The sequence below is a fragment of the Arthrobacter sp. StoSoilB22 genome (genome assembly GCF_019977315.1).
Classification (GTDB): domain Bacteria; phylum Actinomycetota; class Actinomycetes; order Actinomycetales; family Micrococcaceae; genus Arthrobacter.
In genome coordinates, this window is sequence record NZ_AP024652.1 from 3787463 (window position 1) to 3810321 (window position 22859).

At 60.7% G+C, this 22859-nt stretch carries 24 protein-coding genes; 8 read left to right on the forward strand and 16 right to left on the reverse strand.

The genetic code is table 11. The annotated features are described in order from the left end of the window. Nucleotides 1-60 precede the first annotated feature (60 nt). The 6 genes from LDN70_RS17545 to ggt all read left to right on the forward strand — a co-directional run bounded on the left by LDN70_RS17545 (nucleotide 61) and on the right by ggt (nucleotide 8239). Nucleotides 61-1158 (forward strand): tartrate dehydrogenase, encoded by a 1098-nt coding sequence (locus LDN70_RS17545; RefSeq protein ID WP_142937937.1) that lies wholly within the window; start codon nucleotides 61-63, stop codon nucleotides 1156-1158. Nucleotides 1159-1253: 95 nt separating this feature from the next. Beyond that, nucleotides 1254-2768: a C4-dicarboxylate transporter DctA gene (gene dctA / locus LDN70_RS17550; RefSeq protein ID WP_223940938.1), complete on the forward strand. Its 1515-nt coding sequence runs from the start codon at nucleotides 1254-1256 to the stop codon at nucleotides 2766-2768. A gap of 1 nt (nucleotide 2769) precedes the next feature. Continuing rightward, nucleotides 2770-3915 carry a glycerate kinase gene (locus tag LDN70_RS17555; protein WP_223940939.1) on the forward strand — a complete coding sequence of 382 codons (1146 nt, stop codon included), beginning with the start codon at nucleotides 2770-2772 and terminating at the stop codon, nucleotides 3913-3915. A 95-nt stretch (nucleotides 3916-4010) separates the two neighbouring features. Then, entirely contained in the window at nucleotides 4011-5099 is a 1089-nt protein-coding gene (locus LDN70_RS17560; protein WP_223940940.1) for a type I restriction endonuclease, read from the forward strand. A 317-nt stretch (nucleotides 5100-5416) separates the two neighbouring features. Then, on the forward strand, nucleotides 5417-6172 hold the full coding sequence (locus tag LDN70_RS17565) for a hypothetical protein (RefSeq protein WP_223940941.1): 756 nt from the start codon (nucleotides 5417-5419) through the stop codon (nucleotides 6170-6172). A gap of 225 nt (nucleotides 6173-6397) precedes the next feature. Next, complete coding sequence (gene ggt, locus LDN70_RS17570) at nucleotides 6398-8239, forward strand: gamma-glutamyltransferase (RefSeq protein ID WP_223940942.1); 1842 nt, start codon at nucleotides 6398-6400, stop codon at nucleotides 8237-8239. A 21-nt stretch (nucleotides 8240-8260) separates the two neighbouring features. Here ggt and LDN70_RS17575 read toward each other — a convergent pair whose 3' ends face one another. The 13 genes from LDN70_RS17575 to mpaB form a co-directional block, all read right to left on the reverse strand. Continuing rightward, entirely contained in the window at nucleotides 8261-8446 is a 186-nt protein-coding gene (locus LDN70_RS17575) for a SoxR reducing system RseC family protein (protein WP_142937930.1), read from the reverse strand. A 31-nt stretch (nucleotides 8447-8477) separates the two neighbouring features. After that, the gene (locus LDN70_RS17580) at nucleotides 8478-9170 is read right to left on the reverse strand and encodes a hypothetical protein (protein ID WP_223940943.1); all 693 of its coding nucleotides are present in this window, start codon (nucleotides 9168-9170) and stop codon (nucleotides 8478-8480) included. After that, nucleotides 9171-9896, reverse strand: a complete 726-nt coding sequence (locus tag LDN70_RS17585; protein WP_223940944.1) for a hypothetical protein — start codon at nucleotides 9894-9896, stop codon at nucleotides 9171-9173. A gap of 20 nt (nucleotides 9897-9916) precedes the next feature. Beyond that, complete coding sequence (locus LDN70_RS17590; protein WP_142937927.1) at nucleotides 9917-10627, reverse strand: ABC transporter ATP-binding protein; 711 nt, start codon at nucleotides 10625-10627, stop codon at nucleotides 9917-9919. Further along, nucleotides 10624-12297 carry a daptide biosynthesis intramembrane metalloprotease gene (gene mpaP, locus LDN70_RS17595; protein ID WP_223940945.1) on the reverse strand — a complete coding sequence of 558 codons (1674 nt, stop codon included), beginning with the start codon at nucleotides 12295-12297 and terminating at the stop codon, nucleotides 10624-10626. The genes LDN70_RS17590 and mpaP overlap by 4 nt, the downstream gene beginning before the upstream one ends. Continuing rightward, entirely contained in the window at nucleotides 12294-13541 is a 1248-nt protein-coding gene (locus LDN70_RS17600; RefSeq protein ID WP_223940946.1) for a YcaO-like family protein, read from the reverse strand. Before LDN70_RS17600 ends, mpaP begins: the two co-directional genes overlap by 4 nt. Further along, nucleotides 13538-14356: a daptide-type RiPP biosynthesis methyltransferase gene (gene mpaM / locus LDN70_RS17605; RefSeq protein ID WP_223940947.1), complete on the reverse strand. Its 819-nt coding sequence runs from the start codon at nucleotides 14354-14356 to the stop codon at nucleotides 13538-13540. Before mpaM ends, LDN70_RS17600 begins: the two co-directional genes overlap by 4 nt. 83 nt (nucleotides 14357-14439) lie before the next feature. Continuing rightward, nucleotides 14440-14577 (reverse strand): daptide-type RiPP, encoded by a 138-nt coding sequence (locus LDN70_RS17610; RefSeq protein ID WP_160147629.1) that lies wholly within the window; start codon nucleotides 14575-14577, stop codon nucleotides 14440-14442. A gap of 59 nt (nucleotides 14578-14636) precedes the next feature. Beyond that, nucleotides 14637-14762, reverse strand: a complete 126-nt coding sequence (locus tag LDN70_RS21175; protein ID WP_274595832.1) for a daptide-type RiPP — start codon at nucleotides 14760-14762, stop codon at nucleotides 14637-14639. Between the two features lie 45 nt (nucleotides 14763-14807). Then, nucleotides 14808-14948, reverse strand: coding sequence for a daptide-type RiPP (locus tag LDN70_RS17615; RefSeq protein ID WP_160147628.1), 141 nt, complete (start codon nucleotides 14946-14948; stop codon nucleotides 14808-14810). A gap of 32 nt (nucleotides 14949-14980) precedes the next feature. Beyond that, nucleotides 14981-16165: a daptide-type RiPP biosynthesis dehydogenase gene (gene mpaC, locus LDN70_RS17620; RefSeq protein WP_223940948.1), complete on the reverse strand. Its 1185-nt coding sequence runs from the start codon at nucleotides 16163-16165 to the stop codon at nucleotides 14981-14983. Then, entirely contained in the window at nucleotides 16162-17451 is a 1290-nt protein-coding gene (gene mpaD / locus LDN70_RS17625) for a daptide-type RiPP biosynthesis aminotransferase (protein WP_223940949.1), read from the reverse strand. Before mpaD ends, mpaC begins: the two co-directional genes overlap by 4 nt. Then, entirely contained in the window at nucleotides 17448-18473 is a 1026-nt protein-coding gene (gene mpaB / locus LDN70_RS17630; protein WP_223940950.1) for a daptide biosynthesis RiPP recognition protein, read from the reverse strand. The genes mpaD and mpaB overlap by 4 nt, the downstream gene beginning before the upstream one ends. Nucleotides 18474-18742: 269 nt before the next feature. Here mpaB and LDN70_RS17635 point away from each other — a divergent pair, with 269 nt between their 5' ends. Together LDN70_RS17635 and LDN70_RS17640 are read left to right on the forward strand one after the other, a co-directional pair. Further along, on the forward strand, nucleotides 18743-19828 hold the full coding sequence (locus tag LDN70_RS17635) for a hypothetical protein (RefSeq protein WP_223940951.1): 1086 nt from the start codon (nucleotides 18743-18745) through the stop codon (nucleotides 19826-19828). Between the two features lie 518 nt (nucleotides 19829-20346). Beyond that, nucleotides 20347-21057 (forward strand): EamA family transporter, encoded by a 711-nt coding sequence (locus LDN70_RS17640; RefSeq protein WP_223940952.1) that lies wholly within the window; start codon nucleotides 20347-20349, stop codon nucleotides 21055-21057. A gap of 145 nt (nucleotides 21058-21202) precedes the next feature. On the opposite strand, the gene LDN70_RS21270 is transcribed toward LDN70_RS17640, so the two are convergent. The 3 genes from LDN70_RS21270 to LDN70_RS17655 all read right to left on the reverse strand — a co-directional run bounded on the left by LDN70_RS21270 (nucleotide 21203) and on the right by LDN70_RS17655 (nucleotide 22858). Next, nucleotides 21203-21433: a PadR family transcriptional regulator gene (locus LDN70_RS21270; protein WP_353618940.1), complete on the reverse strand. Its 231-nt coding sequence runs from the start codon at nucleotides 21431-21433 to the stop codon at nucleotides 21203-21205. A 168-nt stretch (nucleotides 21434-21601) separates the two neighbouring features. Further along, nucleotides 21602-22012, reverse strand: coding sequence for a hypothetical protein (locus tag LDN70_RS17650; protein ID WP_223940954.1), 411 nt, complete (start codon nucleotides 22010-22012; stop codon nucleotides 21602-21604). 96 nt (nucleotides 22013-22108) lie between these two features. Continuing rightward, on the reverse strand, nucleotides 22109-22858 hold the full coding sequence (locus LDN70_RS17655; protein ID WP_223940955.1) for a ThuA domain-containing protein: 750 nt from the start codon (nucleotides 22856-22858) through the stop codon (nucleotides 22109-22111). Between the last annotated feature and the right edge of the window lies 1 nt (nucleotide 22859).

A 22859-nucleotide genomic window follows, 5' to 3' on the forward strand; every position in this document is an offset into this window, starting at 1 on the left:
GAAGAACAGTGTGACCCGGCTAACAGGCTCACTGCTAACAAACTCAACGAGGAGGTAGGCATGAGCGCCACCCAGAAATTCAGCATCGCATCTATCCCCGCCGACGGCGTAGGCAAGGAAGTTGTTTCCGCCGGCCGCCGCGTATTGGACGCTCTGGCTGAGAACTCCAACGGCAAGTTCGCGTTCGACTGGACCGAATTCCCGTGGGGATCGGAGTACTACGCAAAGACCGGGCTCATGATGGATCCCAAGGGCCTGGAAGCCCTGAAGGACTTTGACGCCATCTACTTTGGAGCCGTTGGCTGGGAGAACGTACCGGACCACATCAGCCTCTGGGGCCTGCGGCTGAACATCACGCAGAACTTTGACCAGTGGGCCAACATCCGCCCGGTCAAATTCCTCCCCGGCGTCCAGTCCCCACTCCGCAAGGCTGACAACACCGAACTCGACTGGGTGGTTGTCCGCGAGAACAGCGAAGGCGAATATGCCGGCCTTGGTGGTCGCAACCTGAGCGGCCGAGGCCCCGGCAACGAAGTCGCCCTTCAGACTGCGCTCTTTACCGAAAAGGGCTGCGAGCGCATCATGCGTTTCGCGTTCGACCTCGCCCGGACCCGCACCGTGAAGAAGGTTTCCTCGGTCACCAAGTCCAACGCGCAGCAGTACGGCATGGTGCTCTGGGACGAAGTCTTCAACCGCGTGGCCCTGGACTACCCGGATGTGCAGACCGAGAGCGTGCTGGTCGATGCGATGAGCGCCAAATTCATCCTCAAGCCCGAGGACCTGTCGGTGGTGGTGGCGTCCAACCTCAATGCCGATATCCTCTCGGACCTCGGCTCGGCACTGGCCGGTAGCCTTGGCCTGGCCGCCAGCGCCAACCTGAACCCGGAGCGCCGCTTCCCGTCCATGTTCGAACCGGTCCACGGCTCCGCACCGGACATCGCCGGCCAGGGCATCAGCAACCCGATCGGTGCGATCGCCAGCGCCGCGCTCATGCTGGACCACTTCGGCCTGCATGAGGAAGCCCGCCGTGTGGAGGCCGCCATCGAAGCCGCCACCGGTTCAGGCCACTTGACCCGCGACGTCGGCGGCGACGCCACTACCGAGGATGTCACCGAGGCCATCATCAAGGCACTGGTCACCACTCTCGCAACCGTCTAAAGCGCGGACTCAAACGTTCGACGGCGGCCGGCCCGCCGCCGTCGAACGTTCCCTTCAGTTTCACTCCAGAGACATTCCACAACGAGGTAGGAATCATGGACCACAGCAGCACCCACGGCGCAGCCGCTTCCGGCACATCAGCCACTTCAGGCACCAAGGCGCCACCAAAGACCCGCTGGTACAGGCAGTTGTACTTCTGGGTATTGACCGCAATCGTTGTCGGCATCCTGGTCGGATGGCTTGCCCCCGCGGCCGGCATCGCCATGGAACCGATCGGCACCACGTTCGTGGATGCGATGAAGATGCTCATCGGACCCATCGTCTTCCTGACCATCGTGGGTGGAATCGCCAGCGTGGCCGACCTGAAGAAGGTGGGAATGACGGGCTTGAAAGCCCTGACCTATTTCCAGATCGGGACCATCTGCGCCATGCTTTTCGGCCTCGTGGCCATCAACATCTTCCGGCTCGGTGACGGCGTCAACGCAGATGCGAGCACTATCGAAACCTCCGACTCCGCAGCCAAGCTGATCGACGCCGGCCAGCACCAGGAATGGTGGCAGTTCCTCACGCACATCATCCCCGAAAGCATGGTCTCGCCCTTCGTTGAAGGCAACATCCTGCAGATCATCTTCATCGCAGTGATCTTCGGCATCGCCCTGAACGCCATGGGCAAGGTCGGTGCCCCCGTGCTGGACGGCGTCCAACGCCTCACCAGCGTGATGTTCAAAATTCTGGGCTTCATCATGAAGGCCGCCCCGCTGGGTGCCTTCGGGGCCATGGCCTACGCCGTGGGCAAATACGGGGTTTCCTCACTGACCAGCATGGGCGGACTGATCGCCCTGTTCTACGTCACCTCGATCCTGTTCGTCGTGATCGTCCTCGGCTCCGTCATGGCGTTCCTGAAGCTGAACATCTTCACCATGATCCGCCACCTCAAAGAGGAATACATGCTCATCCTGGGCACCTCCACCGCCGAGCCTGCCCTCCCCGGCCTGATGCGCAAGCTGGAGCACGCCGGCGTGAAGAAGGAGACCGTTGGCTTGGTAGTCCCCACCGGCTACAGCTTCAACCTGGACGGCGCCGCGATTTACCTCTCCCTCGCCGCCCTCTACATCGCCCAGGCCACCAACACGGACCTCACCATCGGCCAGCAACTGGGCCTCCTCGCCGTCATGCTCCTGACCTCCAAGGGCGCGGCAGGCGTTGCGGGCGGCGGGTTCATCGCCCTCACCGCAACACTGACCACCCTTGGCACCATCCCCGCGGCCGGCATCATGCTCATCTTCGGCATCGACAAGTTCATGTCCGAATGCCGCGCCCTGGTGAACTTCACCGGCAACGCCGTCGCCACGCTCTTCATCGCCTGGTGGGACCGCACCCTCGATGCCGACCGCGCCCGGCGGGTCTTCCGCGGCGAACCGGTAGAACCGTTGCCCGCCGAGGACCCCGTCCACGCTGACCAGGTCACCGACATCGACGACGACCTGATCGAATACGGGCACCACGGGCCAAAGGACCCCTCATCTGGTGCGGGACCTGCCTCGGACCATGGACCATCCAGGCCAGCCGCCTCAGCCGACCGCCGCCCCGCCTACTCGGAGACCGTCTGAGATGACCCGCACCGTTCTCATTGCTCCCGACAAATTCAAAGGCAGCCTCACCGCCGCCGAAGTAGCCGCTGCACTGGCAGCAGGGCTCCGCTCGGCAGGGTCGGATGGTTCCGGAACGGTCCACTGTGAGCTCCTTCCCCTCGCAGACGGAGGTGACGGCAGCGTGGACGCCGCCGTCGCCTCCGGCTTCTGCCGCCACTCCGTCACCGTCACCGGCCCCACCGGGCAGTCGGTTCACGCCACCGTAGCGTTCGACGGCGTTACGGCAGTGGTGGAGGTCGCCAACACCTGTGGCCTGGCCGTCTTGCCGGGCTCCGCCCTTGCCCCACTGGATGCTTCAAGCCGTGGGTTCGGCCAAGCCGTCCGGTTCGCGTTGACGCTGGGTCCATCCCGGGTTGTGCTGGCTTTGGGCGGCAGTTCCAGCACCGACGGCGGCATGGGAATGCTCACCGCCCTGGGCCTGCAGTTCCTGGACAACTCCGGTTCCTTGCTGGAGGGCACCGGCCGCTCGCTGCCCCGCCTCCACTCGGTGACCGGCTCCCTCATCCCGGAGCTGGACGGCGTCGAACTCATCCTCGCCACAGACGTCCACAACCCCCTGCACGGGCCCACCGGCGCGGCGGCCGTTTTCGGCCCCCAGAAGGGCGCCACTCCCGCCGAGGTCTCAACACTCGACGCCGGACTGGTCCACTTCGCTTCGGTCCTCACCGACGCCGGACTCGCTGATCCCGGACTTCCCCACCACCCCGGTGCCGGAAGCGCCGGCGGCATCGGCTTCGCCTGCCTGCTCCTCGGCGCAAAGCAGGTCTCCGGCGCAGACTACTTCCTGGACCTCCTGGACTTCGACACCCGCAAAGACGCCTGCGATCTGGTCATCACCGGTGAAGGAAGCATCGATGAGCAGACGCTGGCCGGAAAGCTGCCCGCCGCCGTCGCCCGCCGTTCCCTTGGGCGGCCCATCGTCGCCGTCGCGGGACGCTCACTGCTGGCACGTGAACAATGGACCGAAATGTCCCTGACGTCCGTCTACGCACTGACCGACTACACGGACAAGGACTCCTCGAAGGACCCCGGGTTGTCGGCAGAGTTGCTGAGGGTGATTGGGCGGGAGATCAGCGAGGATGTGTTGGGGATGGCACGGGCCTGAAGGCTCGACCAGTGGAAATCCCGTCCTACATGGTTTTTTCCGAGCCCTCCGCTAAGGTTTGGCTCACGTGTCGAAATCTAGACCATGGGGGTCAAATGGAATTTGCAGAGCGACTGTCAGCTTTGGCCGCGAAAGTGCGACAGCAACGAGGCGTGATCGAGACTGAAGAGGCAACAAAAAATGCATTCGTGATGCCCTTTATCTCCTCGATTCTCGGCTACGACGTCTTCAATCCACTGGAAGTTGTCCCTGAGTTCACCGCCGATGTTGGTGTCAAGAAGGGTGAAAAAGTTGACTATGCCATCGTGAAAGACGGCGAAGTACAGATACTCATTGAGTGCAAGAAGTCGATTGAGCCTGTTAAAATTGAGCATGCGTCACAGCTGTTTCGATATTTTGCCGTGACCAATGCGCGGATCGCCATCCTGACCAATGGTGAGATTTATCAGTTCTTTACTGATCTCGATGCCCCAAACCGCATGGATGCTAAGCCTTTCCTCATCCTGGATTTGAACGACATAGACGAGAGTCTCCTGCCTGAACTTCAGAAACTTTCCAAAGATGTCTTTGATCTGGATTCCATTATCAGTGCGGCAAACGAGCTCAAATACATCGGTGAACTGAAGAGAACTCTCGCAGCGCAGTTCCGCGAGCCCGAAGACGAATGGATCAAGTTTTTGACCTCCCGCGTTTATACGGGCGCGTATACCCAGCGAGTGCGCGAGCAGTTCACGGCATTGGTCAGCAAAGCCACAAAGCAGTTTCTGAATGACCAAGTCAACGAACGATTGAAGAAAGCCCTTGGCGCTCAAGCCTATGCGCCCACTGACGAAATCGCATCTGCGGCAGTGTCGAGTCAGCCCGCGGCAGAGGCGGACCTTGCAGAAGTCGACGCCGTCGAGACAACACTTGAAGAAATCGAGGGATACCAAATCGTTAGGGCCATCGTTTGCAGTGAAGTGAAGCCGACCAGGGTTGTACAACGCGATGCTAAATCGTATTTTGCGGTGCTTTTGGACGACAACAATAGGAAGCCAATAGCCCGCCTTCACTTCAACCGATCCCAGAAATACATTGGCGTGTTTGACGCAAACAAAGAAGAGACCAGAGTTCCGATCAGTTCACTGGAGGAGATCTACGAACACTCAGAAGTTCTCCGGGCCAGCGTAAAGAGCTACCTCTGACCCTGGGGCGGGAGGCGAATATTCACCTCTCGCCCCCCAACGCCCATTAGTCCATTCGGTGTAGTATGGGTGGCTTGCCCGCCTAAATTAGGCGGCACTCCGTTCAGACTCATACCAGGAGCCTCGTGAGCCACCCTGAGAACACTGCCCAGACTTCCGCCCCAGCCCCGAACCCTCCTAGAACGCCCGGCCGGGTCGCCTTGTGGGGGTGGTTGATCGGTCTTCTCGCCGGCATTGTCGGTCTGGTGCCATGGTGGATCACGGGCGGCACACTGCCACTTCAGAACTTGTGGGCCACACAAGTGATGCCAGCTCAGATGCCTCCCGCTCTCCTACCCCTGAGCCAGTACGAGGCGACGACCATTGTCGCGCTGCTGACGGTTGGCGGAGCATTGGCCGGGCTTGCTGTTCGCATCTGGTCACCCGCCCGCCGTCGACTCGTCATGGGGTGCGCGGCTGCCGGTGTTTTCGCGGTGCACTTCACAGCCACCGTCCAATCATTTTCTGTAATGCACCAGGGCCTCGCCACAGGCACCTTGGCCAGCCTTTACTTCGGTGGCCTCCTCGCGGGCGTCGTCGGTTCCGTGATCGCGGCATTTGTTGCCATGCTGCTCATCGCTTCACCCTCCCAGGTCAAAGCCACCATCGGATTCGGGCTCATGGCTGTTCCCTTCACTTCGTGGGCAGTGGTGTGGGTAGTGAGCGTGGTGGGGTTCCTCAATGTACCCACTGCCGTGCCGACCATCGCGCGATGGGTCCCCGCCGTCCTGGTGGGTTCCGCGCTGGCGTGGTGTGGCCTCCGACCCGCCCGTCGAGCGGTTGCTTGGGTGCTTAACCTCGTACTCCTATGGCTGCTTCCGGCACTGTTCACCGCCGTCCAAGCCGTCCTCGGAACCCGAGTGCTGGCCGGAGATATTCCGGAGATGCTGCTGATGGGCAGGCAAGTTCTGTCGGCAGCCCTTGGCCCGGACGGAGGGGCCTTGCCCACGATCTTGCTGGCTCTGGCTATCGGGCTAGTAGGCGTCGGTGTACACGAGGTCATATCGCGCAGGAGCTCCGGCACAGCTCACTAATTCTTATGAGTGCGAACCATTCGACAACGCACGTCAAAAGTTGATTGCCATGGCTCAACGGTACAGGCAGTCATAAGCCGTGCCTGCGCGCGGAAGTCGATGGTGCGCTGACCGCACCTACCCCCAATAGCCCTCGAATATCAACCGTTGTCCCCAGGCAAACCCCGCGATAGGGTGACCGGACCGTCCACCACATCACCGTCTGGAACAACTCTGGGAGACACCATGACTCATGTGAGACGTCAATTGGCTGCGGTCACGGCAGCATTGGCACTGACCGCGACGAGCGGCGCGATGGCCAGTCCGGCCTTCGCCGACCCCCGCGAAACCGACAAGACAGCCACGGCCACAGGTTACGGCGGTGCCGTCAGCACGGTAGATCCAGAGGCTTCCGCAGCCGCAATCGAAGTACTACGAAAGGGCGGCAATGCTGCCGACGCCGCCGTGGCCGCAGCAGCAACCCTGGGTGTTACCGAGCCCTACAGCGCCGGCATTGGAGGCGGTGGCTACTTCGTCTTCTATGACGCGAAGACCAAGCAGGTGGGAACTATTGACGGGCGCGAGACAGCTCCGGCGGGTATCAAGCCGGACGCCTTCATCAACCCCGCGGACCCCGACGGCAAGCCCTACAAATTCACACCGGACCTGGTCACCAGCGGAGTCTCCGTGGGCGTCCCCGGCACGCCCGCCACGTGGGAGCGCGCGCTGGAACGCTGGGGAAGCATGGACTTGGGAGACGCGCTGAAACCAGCCATCAAGGTGGCAAACCGCGGTTTTGTTGTGGACCAGACCTTCCGCCAGCAAACGTTGGACAACAAACTCCGCTTCGACGCTTTCACCTCCACACGGGACCTGTTCCTGCCCGGTGGTGACGCTCCCGCCGTCGGAAGTGTCTTCAAGAACCACGATCTTGCGGCGACGTACAGGCAACTGGCCAAGGAGGGCACTGACGCCTTCTACGGCGGCCCTCTCGCCGAGGAAATCGTCAAAACCGTGCAAGCTCCACCCAAGACGGCAACAACAGAGCTGCCTGTCCCCGTTGGTTCCATGACCACCCAGGACCTGGCCAACTACAAGGTGGTGGACCAAGATCCCACAAAGGTTGAGTACCGGGGGTACGACGTCTACGGCATGGCTCCTTCCAGCAGCGGCGGCACCACGGTGGGTGAGTCCCTGAACATCCTGGAAAACTACGACCTCAAGGGCATGACGCCAGTGGATGCCCTGCACCACTACTTCGAGGCCAGCTCGTTGGCCTTCGCGGACCGCGGCGCTTACGTTGGTGATCCTGCTTTCGTGAAGGTCCCCACCAGCACGCTGCTGGACGACGTCTTCGCCAAGGAACGCTCCTGCGAAATAGATCCGGCGGCGGCAGCCCCCAAGCCAGTAGCCCCCGGCAACGTAGAAACGTACGACGGCGCGTGCCCGGCTGCTGCTGCACCGCTCGCCAATGAGACGGATACAGAGAACATTTCCACCACCAACCTGACGGTCGCCGACAAGTGGGGCAACGTGGTGGAATACACGCTGACGATCGAGCAGACGGGCGGTTCGGGAATCGTTGTTCCGGGCCGGGGCTTCCTGCTGAACAACGAGCTGACTGATTTCAGCACCGTCTATGACCCCAAGGACCCCAACCGGATCGAACCGAACAAGCGGCCGCGGTCCTCGATGTCGCCCACCATCATTTTGAAGGACCAGAAGCCGTTCCTGGCACTGGGCTCCCCCGGCGGATCGACCATTATCACCACTGTGCTGCAGACCATCCTGAACCGCGTGGACTTGGGCATGACGGTTTCGGAGGCCTTGGCTGCCCCGCGGGCTGCACCCCGGAATGGTGCAACCATCAGTTCGGAGCCAGCCTTCATTGACGCGTACGGCCCTGCGCTGGAGTCGTTGGGGCACGATCTGGTTCCGGCCGGGGACGCTTTCACGTCCGCGGCTGAAATCGGGGCGGCAACCGCCGTCGAGTTCAATCCGGACGGATCTTTGACCGCGGCAGCCGAGCCCCAACGCCGTGGCGGAGGTTCGGCGATGGTGGTGAAACCGGCAAAGCCTGGAAAGTAAACCTAGGCGCAATAGGTCCTTTCACGGTTGGCGGTTTTTCCTGACCTCCCGGTTGAACCTCCACAGTGTCACCAAGGACGCGGCCGCTATGAAGATCCCGGAAAGGATGGACCACCACGTTTGCTCTGAATCGGAGACGAAAACGGTCACGGCATAGGCGCCCAGGACCAATGCCAGAAAGAGCCATACCAACGGACTGCGGTTCATTGCGAATTCCTTTGTTGAAGTAGATGAAATGTCATGCCAGATCCCGCTTCAGGAACATCCCGAACGCAACCGCTGTAACCACTACAAGCCAGATCATGGCCCCTAGAAAAGAACCTGTGGCTGGTATGTGGATTGCTACGTGGTCAGCCCAGTCAGCGGCCAAGACTGGGAAGAGGAATTGTTCGGTGTTCCTTGAGGTGGCTGATAGGAGGTCAGGAAGTACCAAGCTCAACGGCACCGCGAAGAGGCTCACCATGTGGCTCCGGATGAGGGATCCCAGCGCAAAGCCCCACAGCGATCCCATAGCGGCCGTGCCCGTGAAAGCCAGAACTGCATGAGGTGTAATTCCCCAAGCGCTGTCCATGAGTTCTCCGGAAACTCCGAACAGCACTCCTACGGTTGCTCCCGCAAGGAGCGCCGCCAGGACGGTGCTGACTAACCTGGCAGTGAACGCCGGTGCGCGCTGAAACAGCAAGACCCTGCGCGTGAAACAGCCCGCCCTATAGTCCGAGGTAAAGGAGAACGACCCCATCACCGCAGCCACTGTGAGCATGAGCGACATGCCGGCTTGGCGGAGAACAAGGTCGAACCCCGGTGATGTTTGAGATTCGAGTCGCGCCATGCAAATGAGTACGCCCACGAGCCCTGCCACCAAGAGGGCGCAGAGGGCTGATCCCAGCCACAACCTGGGCCTTCTGACGTCAGAGAGAAAGGCTGACACCATCTAGAACTCCTTCCCTAGGAGAAGACGCACGGCACATAGACCTGCCGCCATGAGCCAGCCAAGGGATACAAGGAGAGCAGGAAATGGTGCCAGAAGTCCGTCGAAGGGCAGGGACGCAATTCCCGCCAAAGCTCCGGAGGGAAGCCAGCGCGCTACTTCCGGTGCACTTGCCATGAGTGGCACCTCGACGGCCAGCGGAATCAGCAAGGTGAGTATGGTGGTCGCGTAGTAGTGCCGGATGATCCAACCCAGCGAGCATCCCCACAATGAACTCATGGTCGCGGCGAGCACCACACCCGGCATCTGGTTCCAGGACTCTGCAGCCAGCAGTTTGCCCAGCACACCCGAGGGCAGCGAAAACGCCGCACTGACGCCCCAAAGCACTGTTCCTGTGGTGACCGTGGCGAGGCCAACAATCGCTGCGGCCAAGTATTTGGATATCAGCACCTGCTTCAGCCCTGACAACACCACACTGCGCCGGAGGCTTCCGTAATAGGACTCCCGGGTGACCACATAGCTTCCTGCGAACGTAGCCACGGGTGCAATGCTTGCTGAAAGAGTCCAAAATGTCCGGACGTTGTCCGCGGCGGATAGCCCTTCCGAGTTATCTGGCCAGCCCAGGAAGTTTGCAACGAACCAAGGGACCAATGCGGTAAAAGCCAGAATGCCGAGCACTGAATAACCGCTGACATACCGCAGGAGCTCTGCACGGAGTCCACTGCCCATGGAACTTACTGCCGTTCCATTCACCGGTTGCCCTCCAGAATCTTGAAGTACGCGGATTCCAGGCTGCCCCCACCGAGCGCTTTGGCCTCCTTGAGGGTTCCTCGAAACAGGGTCCTTTGCCTGAGAACCACAACCTCGTCCGCAACCTGTTCCAACTCCATGAGTTGATGGCTGGAAACGAGGGCGCTCCCGCCGGATGCGGCGAATTCCCGGAGGAACCTCCGCAGCCACTGGACACCCTCAGGGTCCAGGCCGTTAGCGGGCTCATCAAGAACAAGCATCTCCGGACTGCCCACCAGGGCGGAAGCAATCCCCAGGCGTTGCCGCATTCCCAGCGAGTAGTCCCGTACCTTCTTGTTTCCTTGAGCTGCGAGATCCACCAACTCAAGGACGCGATCCACAGTCTCCGGCTCAGCCCCCACGGCCAGCCGGCAGATCTGCAGGTGCCGGCGTCCTGTCAGCCCGGGCTCCACGTCCATTCCGTCCAGGTTCACGCCAACTTTGGTGGCGGGCCGGGGCAGTATCCGGTAGTCACGCCCGAAGACGGTTGCACATCCGGACGTGGCCTCCACAAGGCCGGTTAGCCCTGCGAGCGCTGTGCTCTTCCCCGCCCCGTTGGGACCAATCAAGCCCACCACCCGCCCGGCCGGGACATCGAAAGTTAGGTCTTCAACAGCAAACCGCGGGCCTCTCTTCTTACTAAACGCCTCGAAGCTGGCGTGGACAATCATGAGTGCCCTCCCTTGGATTCGGTGGTTTGCCCGGACTGCACTGGCCACAGCGGCGAATTCATGGCCGTGTCCAGCAGCCACTCCCCCAAGCTCATCTCCCCCTGGCTTGTCACTTCAGCACGGCCAGACGAGGACAGGTTCATGCCTGATTCCAACTCGCTTGGGTAGGCAAGTACCGGCAGGTTGTTCCCGGCCAGTGCAACCGGGGCGATGGTGTCCAGCGCTGCCATGGCGTTCGACGGCGGCGGGTCACCAATGGTGGCCCGGCCCAGGTTCTCGTGGATGATCATTCCCTGCGATTGGAGCGTGACGTGATCGCCGGGTTCGAACGCGGCGCCGGAACCTTGCAGCGGTGCCACGATATTCAGTTCGCCGTTTATGTAGGTGTAGCCGGTTACGGTCACGGGTCTTACTGGAATGGAAGCCATGAGCGCTCCGGCGGCCACAGCACCCAAACCGACAACCAGAACCCGCCTCCACGCTGGGCTTCCATTCTTGGTTGCTGCACGGAAAAAGCCGACGACACCCTTGGCGGCCATCACCAGCAGCAGGCAAAGAACACCGAAAACAACCAGGTGCCCTGCATATCCAAGTTGCAGGAAGATGGGCACAAGCCTTTGGTAGCCGATCACCATAAAGGCAATCCCTGACAGGAAGCTTGCTAGACCGAACCAGGGCAAGAGACCTTGGTTCGGAATACAGCGCCGGGATCCAAGAACACGGGAGCTGACCACGTCGGCCAGCGCATCGATCGATTTCTTCCGGAGATGGGGAAGGTCCACGGCGGACATCAAAGCCACATAACCGTCCAATTTGATGAAGGGAAAGAGGTTCAACACCGCCACGGCGTAGCAAATCAATCCGTAGAGAACAGCTGCGTCCTTCACTGACGACTCCGGGAGGAACACTTGCACCGCCATCACAATGCTCCCCAAGGCAACGTGCACCAAAGGACCGGCAAGGGCGACGAACACCCGCTGCCTGCGCGAACTTAGCCGCCACCCATCGGTAACGTCGCAGAAGAAGGCAGGTGAGAGGTAGAACAGCATGATCCCGATCCGCCGCGGTGTGCCCCCAAAGTAGGTAAGCGCCATGCCATGGCCCAGTTCGTGCAGCAACGTCGACGCGAACATCGCTGCCACCACGTACAGATAGGCCTCCAAAGGAAGAGGGGTAGACAGGACACGCCACATGCTGGGCCCCGCAAAAGACGCACCGATCAACCCGCTGAGCAGGAGAAGCAACGCTGTGACGGCGCCTGCAGGTCTGATCATGGCTGTGAATGCCGGGCGGAAACTCTCCAACAGCTGTGCCGGATTGAAAAGGGTGAACTGCACTGTGAAGGGCGGTCTGAACTGGACCAGTCGAGTCTCAGCCGGCCCCGCACCGTCGTCGAAAATTCCCGTGTGCGCCAGCTGGCGCACAATCCCTTCCACGTCCGCGGGCGTCCAAAGTGGTCCCAGCAGCTGGGCGATCTGGGCCGGTTGCATGGAGCCGTCCACCGCTTTCAAGACATCGGCGACGTCGGAGGAGACCCTCGCTTTCGGCACGCCATTGATGGCGACGATCCAAGGCCCGCCTTCCTGCAACGGCCGGTCGATGGAAGCTGCCGACGCGAGCTGCACCGGCCACTCGAGCCCGCCATGTACAGCCTTCCCGGACCTGCTCATATCAACGGATGCGGCGTTGCAGGGCAGCCCGGCATCACGAACAGCTCCTTGGTCTCGTCCATGGTCAAGGGAACAGCCCCCGGGCAGATGGTCTTGCCGGCCGTCCAACCCAGCTCTTGGATAGCTCGAGGAAGCCTATGCGTGAGGTTGACCCAGTGGGTGCGAATGTTTCGTCCGGCCAGGTACTGCACCAGACCATCCACGTCGGGCGTGGGCCGGCATCCAGGAAAGCTAGATGGTATGAAGGACCCAACCCACTGCCGCAATTCGGTTACCGCCGGTGCAGTCGTCCAGAAGTCAGCGCGGGAATCGTCGTCGGTCACGGGTGCGTCCGTCACTGCGGTGAGCGCGCGGCCGGAATCCGAAGCGGTTGGGACCCGCCCGGCAGAAGGCATGCGTGTTTGGAACAGCTCCCGGATTTGGAGCCCTTCTTGAAGCGCTCCCCTCAACGCCACCACTGGGTCCGAGGCAGATTTGAGTCCCACAGCGCCGAATCCGGCTAAACCGTTTTCCTCAGTAATGATGCACACGGCGGTCAACAGCGGAGCATCGTTGCTCGGAATGAAGGCGAGGATGGGCTCAACACCGGCTGCCCGGGCAGCCACAAGGAGCAGGCTAAGTCCTCTGGCTTCAGATGACTGGCGCACCATCACGGGCATGCTCTCTGCGTCGAACTTTTCCAGTGGGATCCTCTGACGCCACGCTGTGAGGAAGGCGTCGCGTTCCATGACTTCTGCGATCCCGGAGCGCTGGGCGAAGGATTCCGAGGGTCCGGACGCCGCGCCGTTGGGCGAGGGATCGAAGTACCTGTCCCACGGTTTCGTCTGTCCGCATCCAGGGGAGTAATCCACAACAGGGGCGGGAACTAGCGTGGGCTCGCCAGTCAGCAAGTCGATGGCACGGTACCAAGGGAAGTCCCAGTGCAAGGCGGAGGCGCATCCCAGGCCGGCGCCGACAAAGTCAATCTTGGTGCCGGGGCTGCCGTTCCCGGCCAGCAGATACTCGGAATCTTCCGGCACGGGAACCAGGGCGAATCGTTCAACCGCTTCGCCGGCACCTCTCGTCAGAGACGCCCGCTTTGTGACATCAAAGGCCCCTACTGCAGAGGCGATCCGAGCACCCGGTGTGCTGTTGGCTAATCGCCCCACGGTTCGCCACAGCCCCACATCATTGGGTACATAGATGGAGGCTTCAGACACCAGCCCCAGGGAAGGGTGGAGCGTCCGTACGGGATCTACGCTCATTTGCCGCAAACCCATAGCTCCACATCATTCAAACCCGGGCTTGGCGACGCTATCCGTACCGGGCGGCGCTCAATAATCTTGAGTCCTTCTGCACCGATCTCTTCCTCGAGGAGGCTGTTGCTCAGGAAAGCGACGTCGCTTGCGTAGGCGGAGGATCTATATGTCCCGTCCAAGCCAAAACTGACATGGATCATGGTCACGTGACGCGCTCCGTTGGCAGCGTCCCGGCCTTCCGCAGTGATCAGGAACGAATCGTCCCCCAGAGCTGAAACCGTGCAGCGGCCTCCACTGTCTATTGGGGCTTGGTGGTTGTCCGCGTTCAGGACCGTCAGTAGGAATTGACCGTCCGGCGTTAAACATTCGCGCACTCTACGGAACAACTCCCAGCGCCCCGCCGGATCAAGGAGCGTGATGGAACTGGCACCGAGAACCACACAACCGAAACCGCCGTCGATCTCAAAGCGGGACATGTCCGCTTCCACCAGTTCAACCTTCACATCGCGGGGGTTGAAGGCTTTGGTGCCTGCTTTCTCCTTCAGCATGGCCAACATTTCCGGTGACGAATCGACTGCGGTGAGTGGACGCCCCAAGGCAAGGAGGGGTCGCGTGATTCGTCCGGATCCTGCCGCAAGTTCCAAGATAGGCCCGGAGGTTTTCCGCGCAGCGGCCAGGATCTCGGGAAGCTCGGTGAGGTCGTTGGCGGTGATCTGGTCGTAGAGTCTCGATCCCGAAACGCTATACAGATCCTCAGGAGGATCGACGTGTCCAAGGATCCGCAAAATGGCGTCGGCGGTCTCATCTGGTGCGGTGTTCATCAGCTCGTGCTCTCCGGGAGTCGGTGTGGTGGTGTGGGTTCACGCGGGTGGTGGCCAAGATGGCACCACCCGCGTGGACTTGCTTAGGTAGCGGCGAGGCCGACGACGACGCCGGCAATGATGATGACGTCACCAACGCGGATGTACCACGGTGTATCGTCCGGGGTGTCGAGGTTTTCCAGCTCTTCGATGGTCAGCTGAAGGTTCGAGGCTGCGATCATTGACTTCTCCTTTCTTAGGTCTCTGGATACGGAGCGGAGCTTGTGTAGCGGACCCCTGATTAGGTGATGCTGACGGCGATCAGGCCGATGGCAACTCCTTGGGAAACACCGATGAACCAGTTGTTGAAGTCCGGGGTATCCATCGACTCGATCTCCTGGACGGAGATGTTGAGCTGATTTTGCATTCGTTTTCACCTCCCTTCAGTGCGCGTTTTGAGTTGGCTGCGCGATCAGGTGATGGCCACCGCGATGCCCACCAATGCCAGGCCTGCCGTGATGCCCTTGATGCGTTCGTCCCAGTCGTCCGGAACGTCCATGGCCTCCAGCTCTTGGATGTTGAGGTCCAGGGCTTTGAGTGCTGTGCTGTTCATGTACTCACCTCCTTCCTCTTGTCGCTCGTAGATCACCCGGTTGGGCGGACAAGACTGTGGGTCCTCGCCGCGCTATGGAGGATGTACTGAATCTGCGCGGCGTCGATGCCGCGAAGCATGGGCAGTGATCCGCCCCAGTTTCGGATAACAGCTTCCGTGGTTCGGTGAAGCGTTTCGCCGCCGATGTTCTCGAGTCCGGCGATACCCCACCGCCGGATCAGGTGGTTGATACCAGGAGCCGGATCCGGGTCCAGCTCAGGGACCGCCTCGGTGACCGCGGACCACAGTTGTTGGAGCCTCCGGCGGTCGCCCCAGGCTGCTGCACCGTTGGTGATTTCGGCCCAGATTGGCCCAATCACAGACGCTGTCGCCGTCATTTTTCTCGCCCCTGTCACGTACGCGAGCTCGTTTGCGAGGTACCAGTGCCTTGCCCCGTAGGGGTTGCGGCCCATGAGTGCCCATCCGGTGTGCGTCTCCATGCTGAGGCGGGCCGCAGTTAGGCGGAGTTCCGCCGTATCGTAAAGAGTCAGCCGCTCTCCCAACCGGACCATCCGTTGGATGAGGACATGGCCGTCGTCGTCAAAGATGCTGTGCTGGCTGCCAACCATGGTCCCCGCCACTCTCAGCAGGGCTTCAAGCAGGCCTTCGAAAACCAGATACTTGGGCAGGGTGGCGAGGTGCCCGGCGTCGAGCATCGCCACGTCACCTGCCAAATTGCGCGAGGCAATCAAGCGGCGTCCGACGGCGGTGTCCAGGCACGCTACAGCGCTGACTTCAGCGCCGGTACCCACCGTGGACGGCATGAGAATCGTCTTGGGACGATCGTTGGGGTTAGTGATCGGTGGCAACACCAACAGTCCGGAGCGCTTGGCGTGGCGCTCAGCGAATATGGTCAAAGCGGGGTCAGCGGTAAAGATTGCGGCGAGCTTTACCGCGTCAAGGACTGAACCGCCGCCGAGTCCCACCACCGTCTGAAGTCCGTTTTCGCGGATGAAGCGGCCCACGGTCCTCAGCGTTTCCACGGTGACGGGCTCCGCAGTCAATTCCAGGACAGCTGAACCTTTGAGTTCACCTTCAAGAAGTTTGTCTCGGTGCACTTTGAGGTCCCGATCGACTACCAAGCCCGTTCTGCCGCGAGTGAGGCCGCCCACGTACTTTGGTGCCGTCCCGTCGTCGGCAATGACGCAACGGGTCCTCAACCCGTGATCGGCAATCACTCGAAAACTCCGTCGCGTTCGGCACTGAACAGGCCTGCCTTTACCGCGGCCCGGAGCTCTGCAAAGTTGTCCTCCGTGTAAGTCAGGGCAGGCAGCAGTTGGATCCGCCCAGGCCCCGGCTGGACTATGGCACCGGCTTGATGAATGTTCCTCACTACAGCCAGGACGCCGTCGGAAGAAAGCGGCATGCCGTTTTTTGCGTGAAGCTTGAGGCCGCGCATACAGCCGCGACCCGTTGAGTTGCCTACACCCGGGGTGTGTTGAAGGTCTTCAATGAGTTGGTTGAGACCCTCAGCCACCTGCTTGTTCAGGGTGTAGTGGTCCAAGCGCTTCATCTCAGCGATGGTGCTGAGGATCGCGGCACATGTTGCCGGGGTTCCAGCTTGGGTTTCCCCGTGAACAAAGATGGACTCTGATGCGTCAAAGAGTTGGGTTACGCGGTGGGCTATCAAGAGGGCGGCGCAAGCGCTGGTGCCATTGGTCAGGCCCTTTGACGTGATAATAATGTCCGGCTGTCGAGGCCATGCATCCGAGGCGAACCAACCGTTCACCCTGCCGAAGCCGGTGGCAACCTCGTCGGCGACCACCAGGTAGCCGTGGTGGTCCCGGTGTTTGATGACCTCCTCAATGAAGCCGTCCGGCACTGATTCCGCGCCTGAACCCAGGACCGGTTCCATGATGACGGCCGCGATCCTGTGGCCTTCCCTTTGCATCAGCCGGGTGAGTTCCGCGGCGTCGTCGTCGAATCTGATGTGGCGGATATTGCGCCGGTCCACGCCGTAAACTGCCTGTCCGAGTTCATCACCGCTGAGGGCTTGGCTTCCATAGGTCAGCCCGTGGTAGCTGCCACTCAGGCCAACAATGAGCTTCCTCTCGGGCTGGCCGTTCAAAACAAAGTACTGGCGGGCGAGCTTCATCGCTGCGTCATTGGCCGCACCGCCAGAGGTGGAAAACACCACTCGTTGGAAGTCATGTGCAGGCAGACTCAGGAGGGCCCTTGAAGCCTCGACCGCTTTCCGGTGGGACGTGCGGAACAGCGGAAGGTAGGAGGCGGCGTGAAGTTCTGTAGCCACGGCTTCAGCTATTTGTTGGTTTCCGTAACCGAGATTGGTGTTCCACAGGCCGCTCTTTGCGCAGATCCGTTGCCGGCCGTCCTCGAAGGTGACGTGCACGCCGTTGGCGCTGACCGCCGTGTAGCCGGCCTCGTGGAAGTCATGCTGGGTGGTTAGCGGAACCCAGAGGGGAAGTTGTGTCCGCGGGGTTGGCAGGACCGGCTCAACAGTCATCGGCCCGCACCCATGATGTCGATGCCCAGCTGTTCAAAATGCGTGACCACCGCTCTGGCGGCACTCTCAGCCACATCAGCTGAAACCTTGAGTGCGGGTGCCACCACCCTGGCGGCAACCTTGATGTCTCGCATGGTGGAGACGGCCTCAATAATGGCGGCGGCGTCCGTGCCGATCTTGAAGAGCCGGCCCGTCTTAGGGTCCAGCAGAGTGTATTCGGCAGCCCGCTTGAGGATAAAAGGAGCGTCCGCTGACGGGAGGCCGTCATTGAGAGTGGCGCCGTAGAGACTGGTGCCGAATCCGACCAGGCTTGTGGTGGGCCGGTCTTCACGGGGAATGAACTTCCAAGCATCCAAGGCGGCCAAGTAGCGCGGGATCCAGGTCTTGGCCTCAAGGGAGTCCTGAATGTCCCAGGGGTAGTAGACAGCGGCAACGGCGGACTCCGGCCTCAGAGAAACGGCCCGGACTCTGATGTCCGGAAGCGAGTCACCTACCTTGCCGATTTTGGTTCCATAGGGACCGGACCTGACGGAACCATCCCAGGTGATGTGAAGCCGCGTCAGCAACAGGGTGTCCTTCGCGGCCCCGCTCAACAACCCGCGCTCCGCCAGGACGGCGTTGACCTCAGTGAGTTGCTGGACAAAATGGCCGGAGCGGACAGCTTCTTCTGCATCGTCGAAAAATGCTTGCCAGTCCTCCTTGGTGGTGATCCTGACTACCGTCACACCCACCAGATTGACGAAGGGGATAGCCACATAGTCCTGAATCTCCAAGCTGAGGGTGCCGTCCACCAGGAGCTCTTCCCCCGCGGCGTCGAATGACCCCGATGCCGTGACGATGCCGCCGTCGGCTTTGTCGCCGTTCAGAACCAGAACCGTAGAGCCTTCGCCGGCGAGAGTCTTCGCGTAATCGGCGTGCTCGGGATTCTCAACAAAAATAACGTGACCCGGTATCCGTCCGGGTACCCCTGTGATCCACTGATCCACAGCGGCGGCAATGCTCTGTTGCTGACTCAGCTTCATTTCCCCAACCCCATAGTTGTCTTCACCGGCAGCTCCGCATTTAATCCGGGGCTGCGTTCTGAGAAGGACACTATGGGCGGGTTCATGGCCCACAGGGCGGAAAGGCGAAACTAGGTGGTGATTTGGCCGAAATTAGGGGTCAATTTGGAGCAACTAGGTGGCGTTTTGGGGTGGCCTAGGTGTGCGGAGCCAGCGTCTGATTGCATGACATCGGGCTCGGCTTGGGAGCGGCTATGCTGGGGCCCTCGCCGATTTGGGGACGTCTGAACATGAAGAAGAAACACGGTAAAAGTGCCAACAGCTATTGGCTGACGCTGGCTGGCTGTTACGGGCTGACCATCGGCGCCGCCACCATGGCAGCGATGCCGTGGCTTTTGATTGTGGGCGGCGTTTTCATCGTCTTCCCCTTGATCGTGGGGTTCTTTTACGGCCAGATCGGCCGGAAGGTCCAGTACCACCTCGCCCCGGAAAAACCGGCGATCGTCATCACAGCCACGGCATTTGCCATGGTGGCGATGTTCCTGCGCGGCTCAGGTCATCACAGCCACGGCATTTGCCATGGTGGCGATGTTCCTGCGCGGCTCACCAATCGTCGCCTGGGCCGGGCCACTTCTGGGCTTTGCCACCTTCGTCGGCACATACCTTTGCCTACGCCGTTCTGGTCACTTCCATCGGAGTGCCCCCGAGCCTTCGCTCAATCAGGAAAGGGAGCACGCAGGCTGATCTCCAGCCGTCAGGCTCGCGTCATCGGTCGCCGGTTAGCATGCCTTATGGAATCCTTCACCTGGTCAAAACCCTCCACTGATCACTCGGCACGAACCAAGGTAGCCGTCCTGCTTCCCGGTTCCGGGTACCCGGTTGAGGGCCCAGTCCTGTTCTGGGTTGGTGAAATGCTGGGAGCACTGGGCTGGCATGTTCAGGCTGTCCGGTGGACTCCTGACGATTCGCCCGGTGCTGGCCCTCAAGAGTTCGCGGCGGCTGCCGCTAAGACGGCTTTCGCGGCCGCACCAGACGCCGATCAACGATTGATTGTCGCCAAGTCCTTCAGCACCCTGTGTATCCCTTGGGCCGAGGAAGAGCGCATCCCGGGTATTTGGCTGACGCCGCTGCTTACAGACGAGAGGGTCAGAAGTACTATCAGCATGTCTTCAAAGGACGATCTCTTTATCGGCGGTTCATTGGACAAGCTGTGGGACGGCGGACGTAAGTCTGAGAGTGCCGGGACGTTCTTTGAGGTGCCCGGGGCCGATCATTCCCTGCAAATCCCGGAAGACTGGCGGGCCTCCCAGCTAGCTCAAACCCATGTGTTCGATCGGATTGAGGCGTTTGCGGCGGGGCTGCCCTCTACTACATAACTGCGCGGCCGACGCCAGCGGTTGTCCCGTCAGATGAAACCTAAACGGCCTAGAAGCTTGTACGCTTCGGTGTCCTCGCATGTTTGCATGGATAGCTGCGTCACGAACTGCAAGCTGCACGCACTCGATAGTGGGAGCATCGACGCGCCCCTGTAAGCGCATTCAGGCATCTTGGGTTCGGTTTACAGGCGGACCGTCGGCGCAGCACTTCTGTGCTGATACAGCAGCGGCTCCCTTGTACGCAGGCAGATGGTACGACGTATTGGGGGATATAGGCCTATGGCGGCATGGGGGACAGCAGCCGTGGTTTTGTCGTTCGCGCGGTTTACATGAGGAAGCCAAGGGCTTCCTCGGCGGGTGTGGCTGCCGTGGCCGTAAGCCTGGCCGCGCTTCAGCTCGGTAACGGTATGGCCGTTGGGCTCATTGGAGCTGCTGGCGCAGGAATTGCGACGTGCCTGAGAGTAGGAATCGGAGCTTTGGCACTCCTTCCTGCCCTCTGGTTTGTAAGATACTCCGCTGTGGTATCCCTGCGCCGCATCGTCGGCTACGGTGTCGTTTTGGGATTGATGCAGCTTTGCTTCTATCAAGCAATTTCCCATATTTCGCTGTCTCTAGCGGTTTCCATTGAATTCATTGTCCCCTTGGTACTCGGCTGTCTGTGTACGCGCCCTCGGGCGGTCCGGCTTGCGGTTTTGGGCGCCGTGGCAGGACTTTTCCTCATTGTGGACTACGCCAGCCGACCGGATCCCGCGGGAATCCTGTGGGCCGTGGCTACCGGGATTCTGTTGAGCGTTTATATCAAGGTGGGGACGACTATGCCGACTGCGTCCCATCCGCTGGCAGTGTTATCCAAGGCTTTGTGGGTCGCGTTCCTAGTTGTTCTAGCAGGGCAGATCCTAACCCCAGTTCCTGACTTGCAGACAGCAGACCGGTGGGTGGGCCAGGCGCTTGTCGTGGCACTGCTGACCATAGCTATTCCATTTTCTCTGGAACTTTTCGCCATGAAGCGTCTTCGCGCGCTTCCCTTCGCAATGGTGTCGGCTTTGGACCCCGCGTTGGCTGCGATCGTCGGCGTACTAGGCCTTAACCAGTACTTGGACGACCGACAGATCACGGGGCTGATCGTTCTCACCGGGTGTGCCGTACTTAGCGTCTGGACGGATGCTCGCGCCCAAACAAGCAGACAACTGAAATCTACTCAACGAGGAGCAAAAGTTGAAAACCAATGAATTGCTGTGGCACCCACCTTGTCTGACTCGTTCCTCCACACGTGCCGGGACTGAGAGGGATGCGTTTGTGGCTGCTGTGGGTGCGGGGTTGGACGTGGGCGGGCATGGATGACACCTCAGCCTCCCTTTAGACTCCATCTGAACATCATTCCGTTCTCTTTCTGGGTACTACCCCACGAGAATTTGGCCCCGAAATATTTGACGACGCTGTATCCAAAAGTTGCTGCAAGGATTTTCGGAGTTCTTTCCACGTTGCGTGCCGATGCTCCAATTCTTCAAACCCCGCATTTGTCAGTTGATAACATTTTCGCAGCGGACCGGTAGGTGATATTTCCCACCTATAGGTGGCTAATCCTTGGTGCCTCAATCGATTCATGAGTGCGTATAAATCACTTTCACATTCGCTATATTCTGGCCAATATATGGCCCGATGACCGCCTTCGGAATAGGACTCGTCGTGATGGCCATTGCTGTCGCAGTAGATCGATTTATTGGGTTGCGCCGAAGGCAACGGCTAATCGCGGGAGAGCATGAGTGAACGCACTTACGCCACCAGCCGCCCCTCCGGACGTTGACGCAAAGACATCGCAGCGAGCGCGTACAGCAGCCCCCGGGCCACACCGAACAACCACGGGAACGGCAGATCAAAGCCTAGCCAGAACACTGCTTCGACAGGTAGGAGTGCCAGCCCGAGAATAAGCCCGGACCGGCGTCCCTTCCATGCGAGCCAAGCAGCCCACGACGCCACCAACACCACAACCAGGAATGCCATCAGCAGCGTCACGAAGACCCAGCCGTCCAGGCCGTCCCACGGTCCCGCGTACATCGGGAACAGGTCCATGAACATTGGTAGATACCCGTTTTGGAGGAGGTAGATGCTGACTGGAATCGCAGGAATCCCGAACGCCGCCGCATAAATCCAGGTCAGCACGGCCGCCACACGCGCTTTCTGCATAGCCTTCCCTCGATTCGGCCCGCCCCGATCCACCGCTCAGTACAAGCAGATAGATCCAGTGTGGAACAGAGGATTCACGAGTGGAAGCCCTCTGCGCTAGGCTTCCTCGAACCAGCCCCGCGCCGGGTTGGAGACCTCGGGCGCTTCCCGGAAAACGCCGGGCTGCGCCACCCAGCCAACCCCGTTGGCGATGACCTTCTGGATCTGCGGCTGGTGGTACACCGGGTATTCCTGGTCGCCGGGGCTGAAGTAGAAGATCCGGCCCTTGCCGCGCGAGAACGTCACGCCGGAGCGGAACACCTCTCCCCCGGTGAACGAGCTGATGAAGATCAGGTCGTCGGGTTCTGGAATGTCGAACAGTTCGCCGTACATTTCCTGCTGCGGAATCACAATGGGGCTCTCAATGCCGGCCGCGATCGGATGCGACGGCTTGACCGTCCACACGAGTTCGCGTTCGCCCTCGTTGCGCCACTTCAGCGAGCACGTGGTCCCCAACAACCGAGTGAAGATCTTCGCGAAGTGCCCGGAGTGCAGGACCACCAGGCCCATGCCGCCGAGCACGTGGCGCTGCACGCGCTCCACCACCTCATCAGCGACTTCCCCATGGGCAATGTGTCCCCACCACAGCAGCACGTCGGTCTGCTCCAGCACCTCCTCGGAGAGCCCGTGTTCGGGATCGGCGAGTGTCGCCGTCGTGATTTCGGAGTCCGGGTAGAAGCCGCGCAGCCCGGCGGCGATGGCGCCGTGGATCCCTTCGGGGTACATCTCGCCGATCGTGGCGGGCTCGTTGCGGGCCTCGTGGACGGCTTCGTTCCAGACGACAATCTTCAATTTCGCATCAGACATT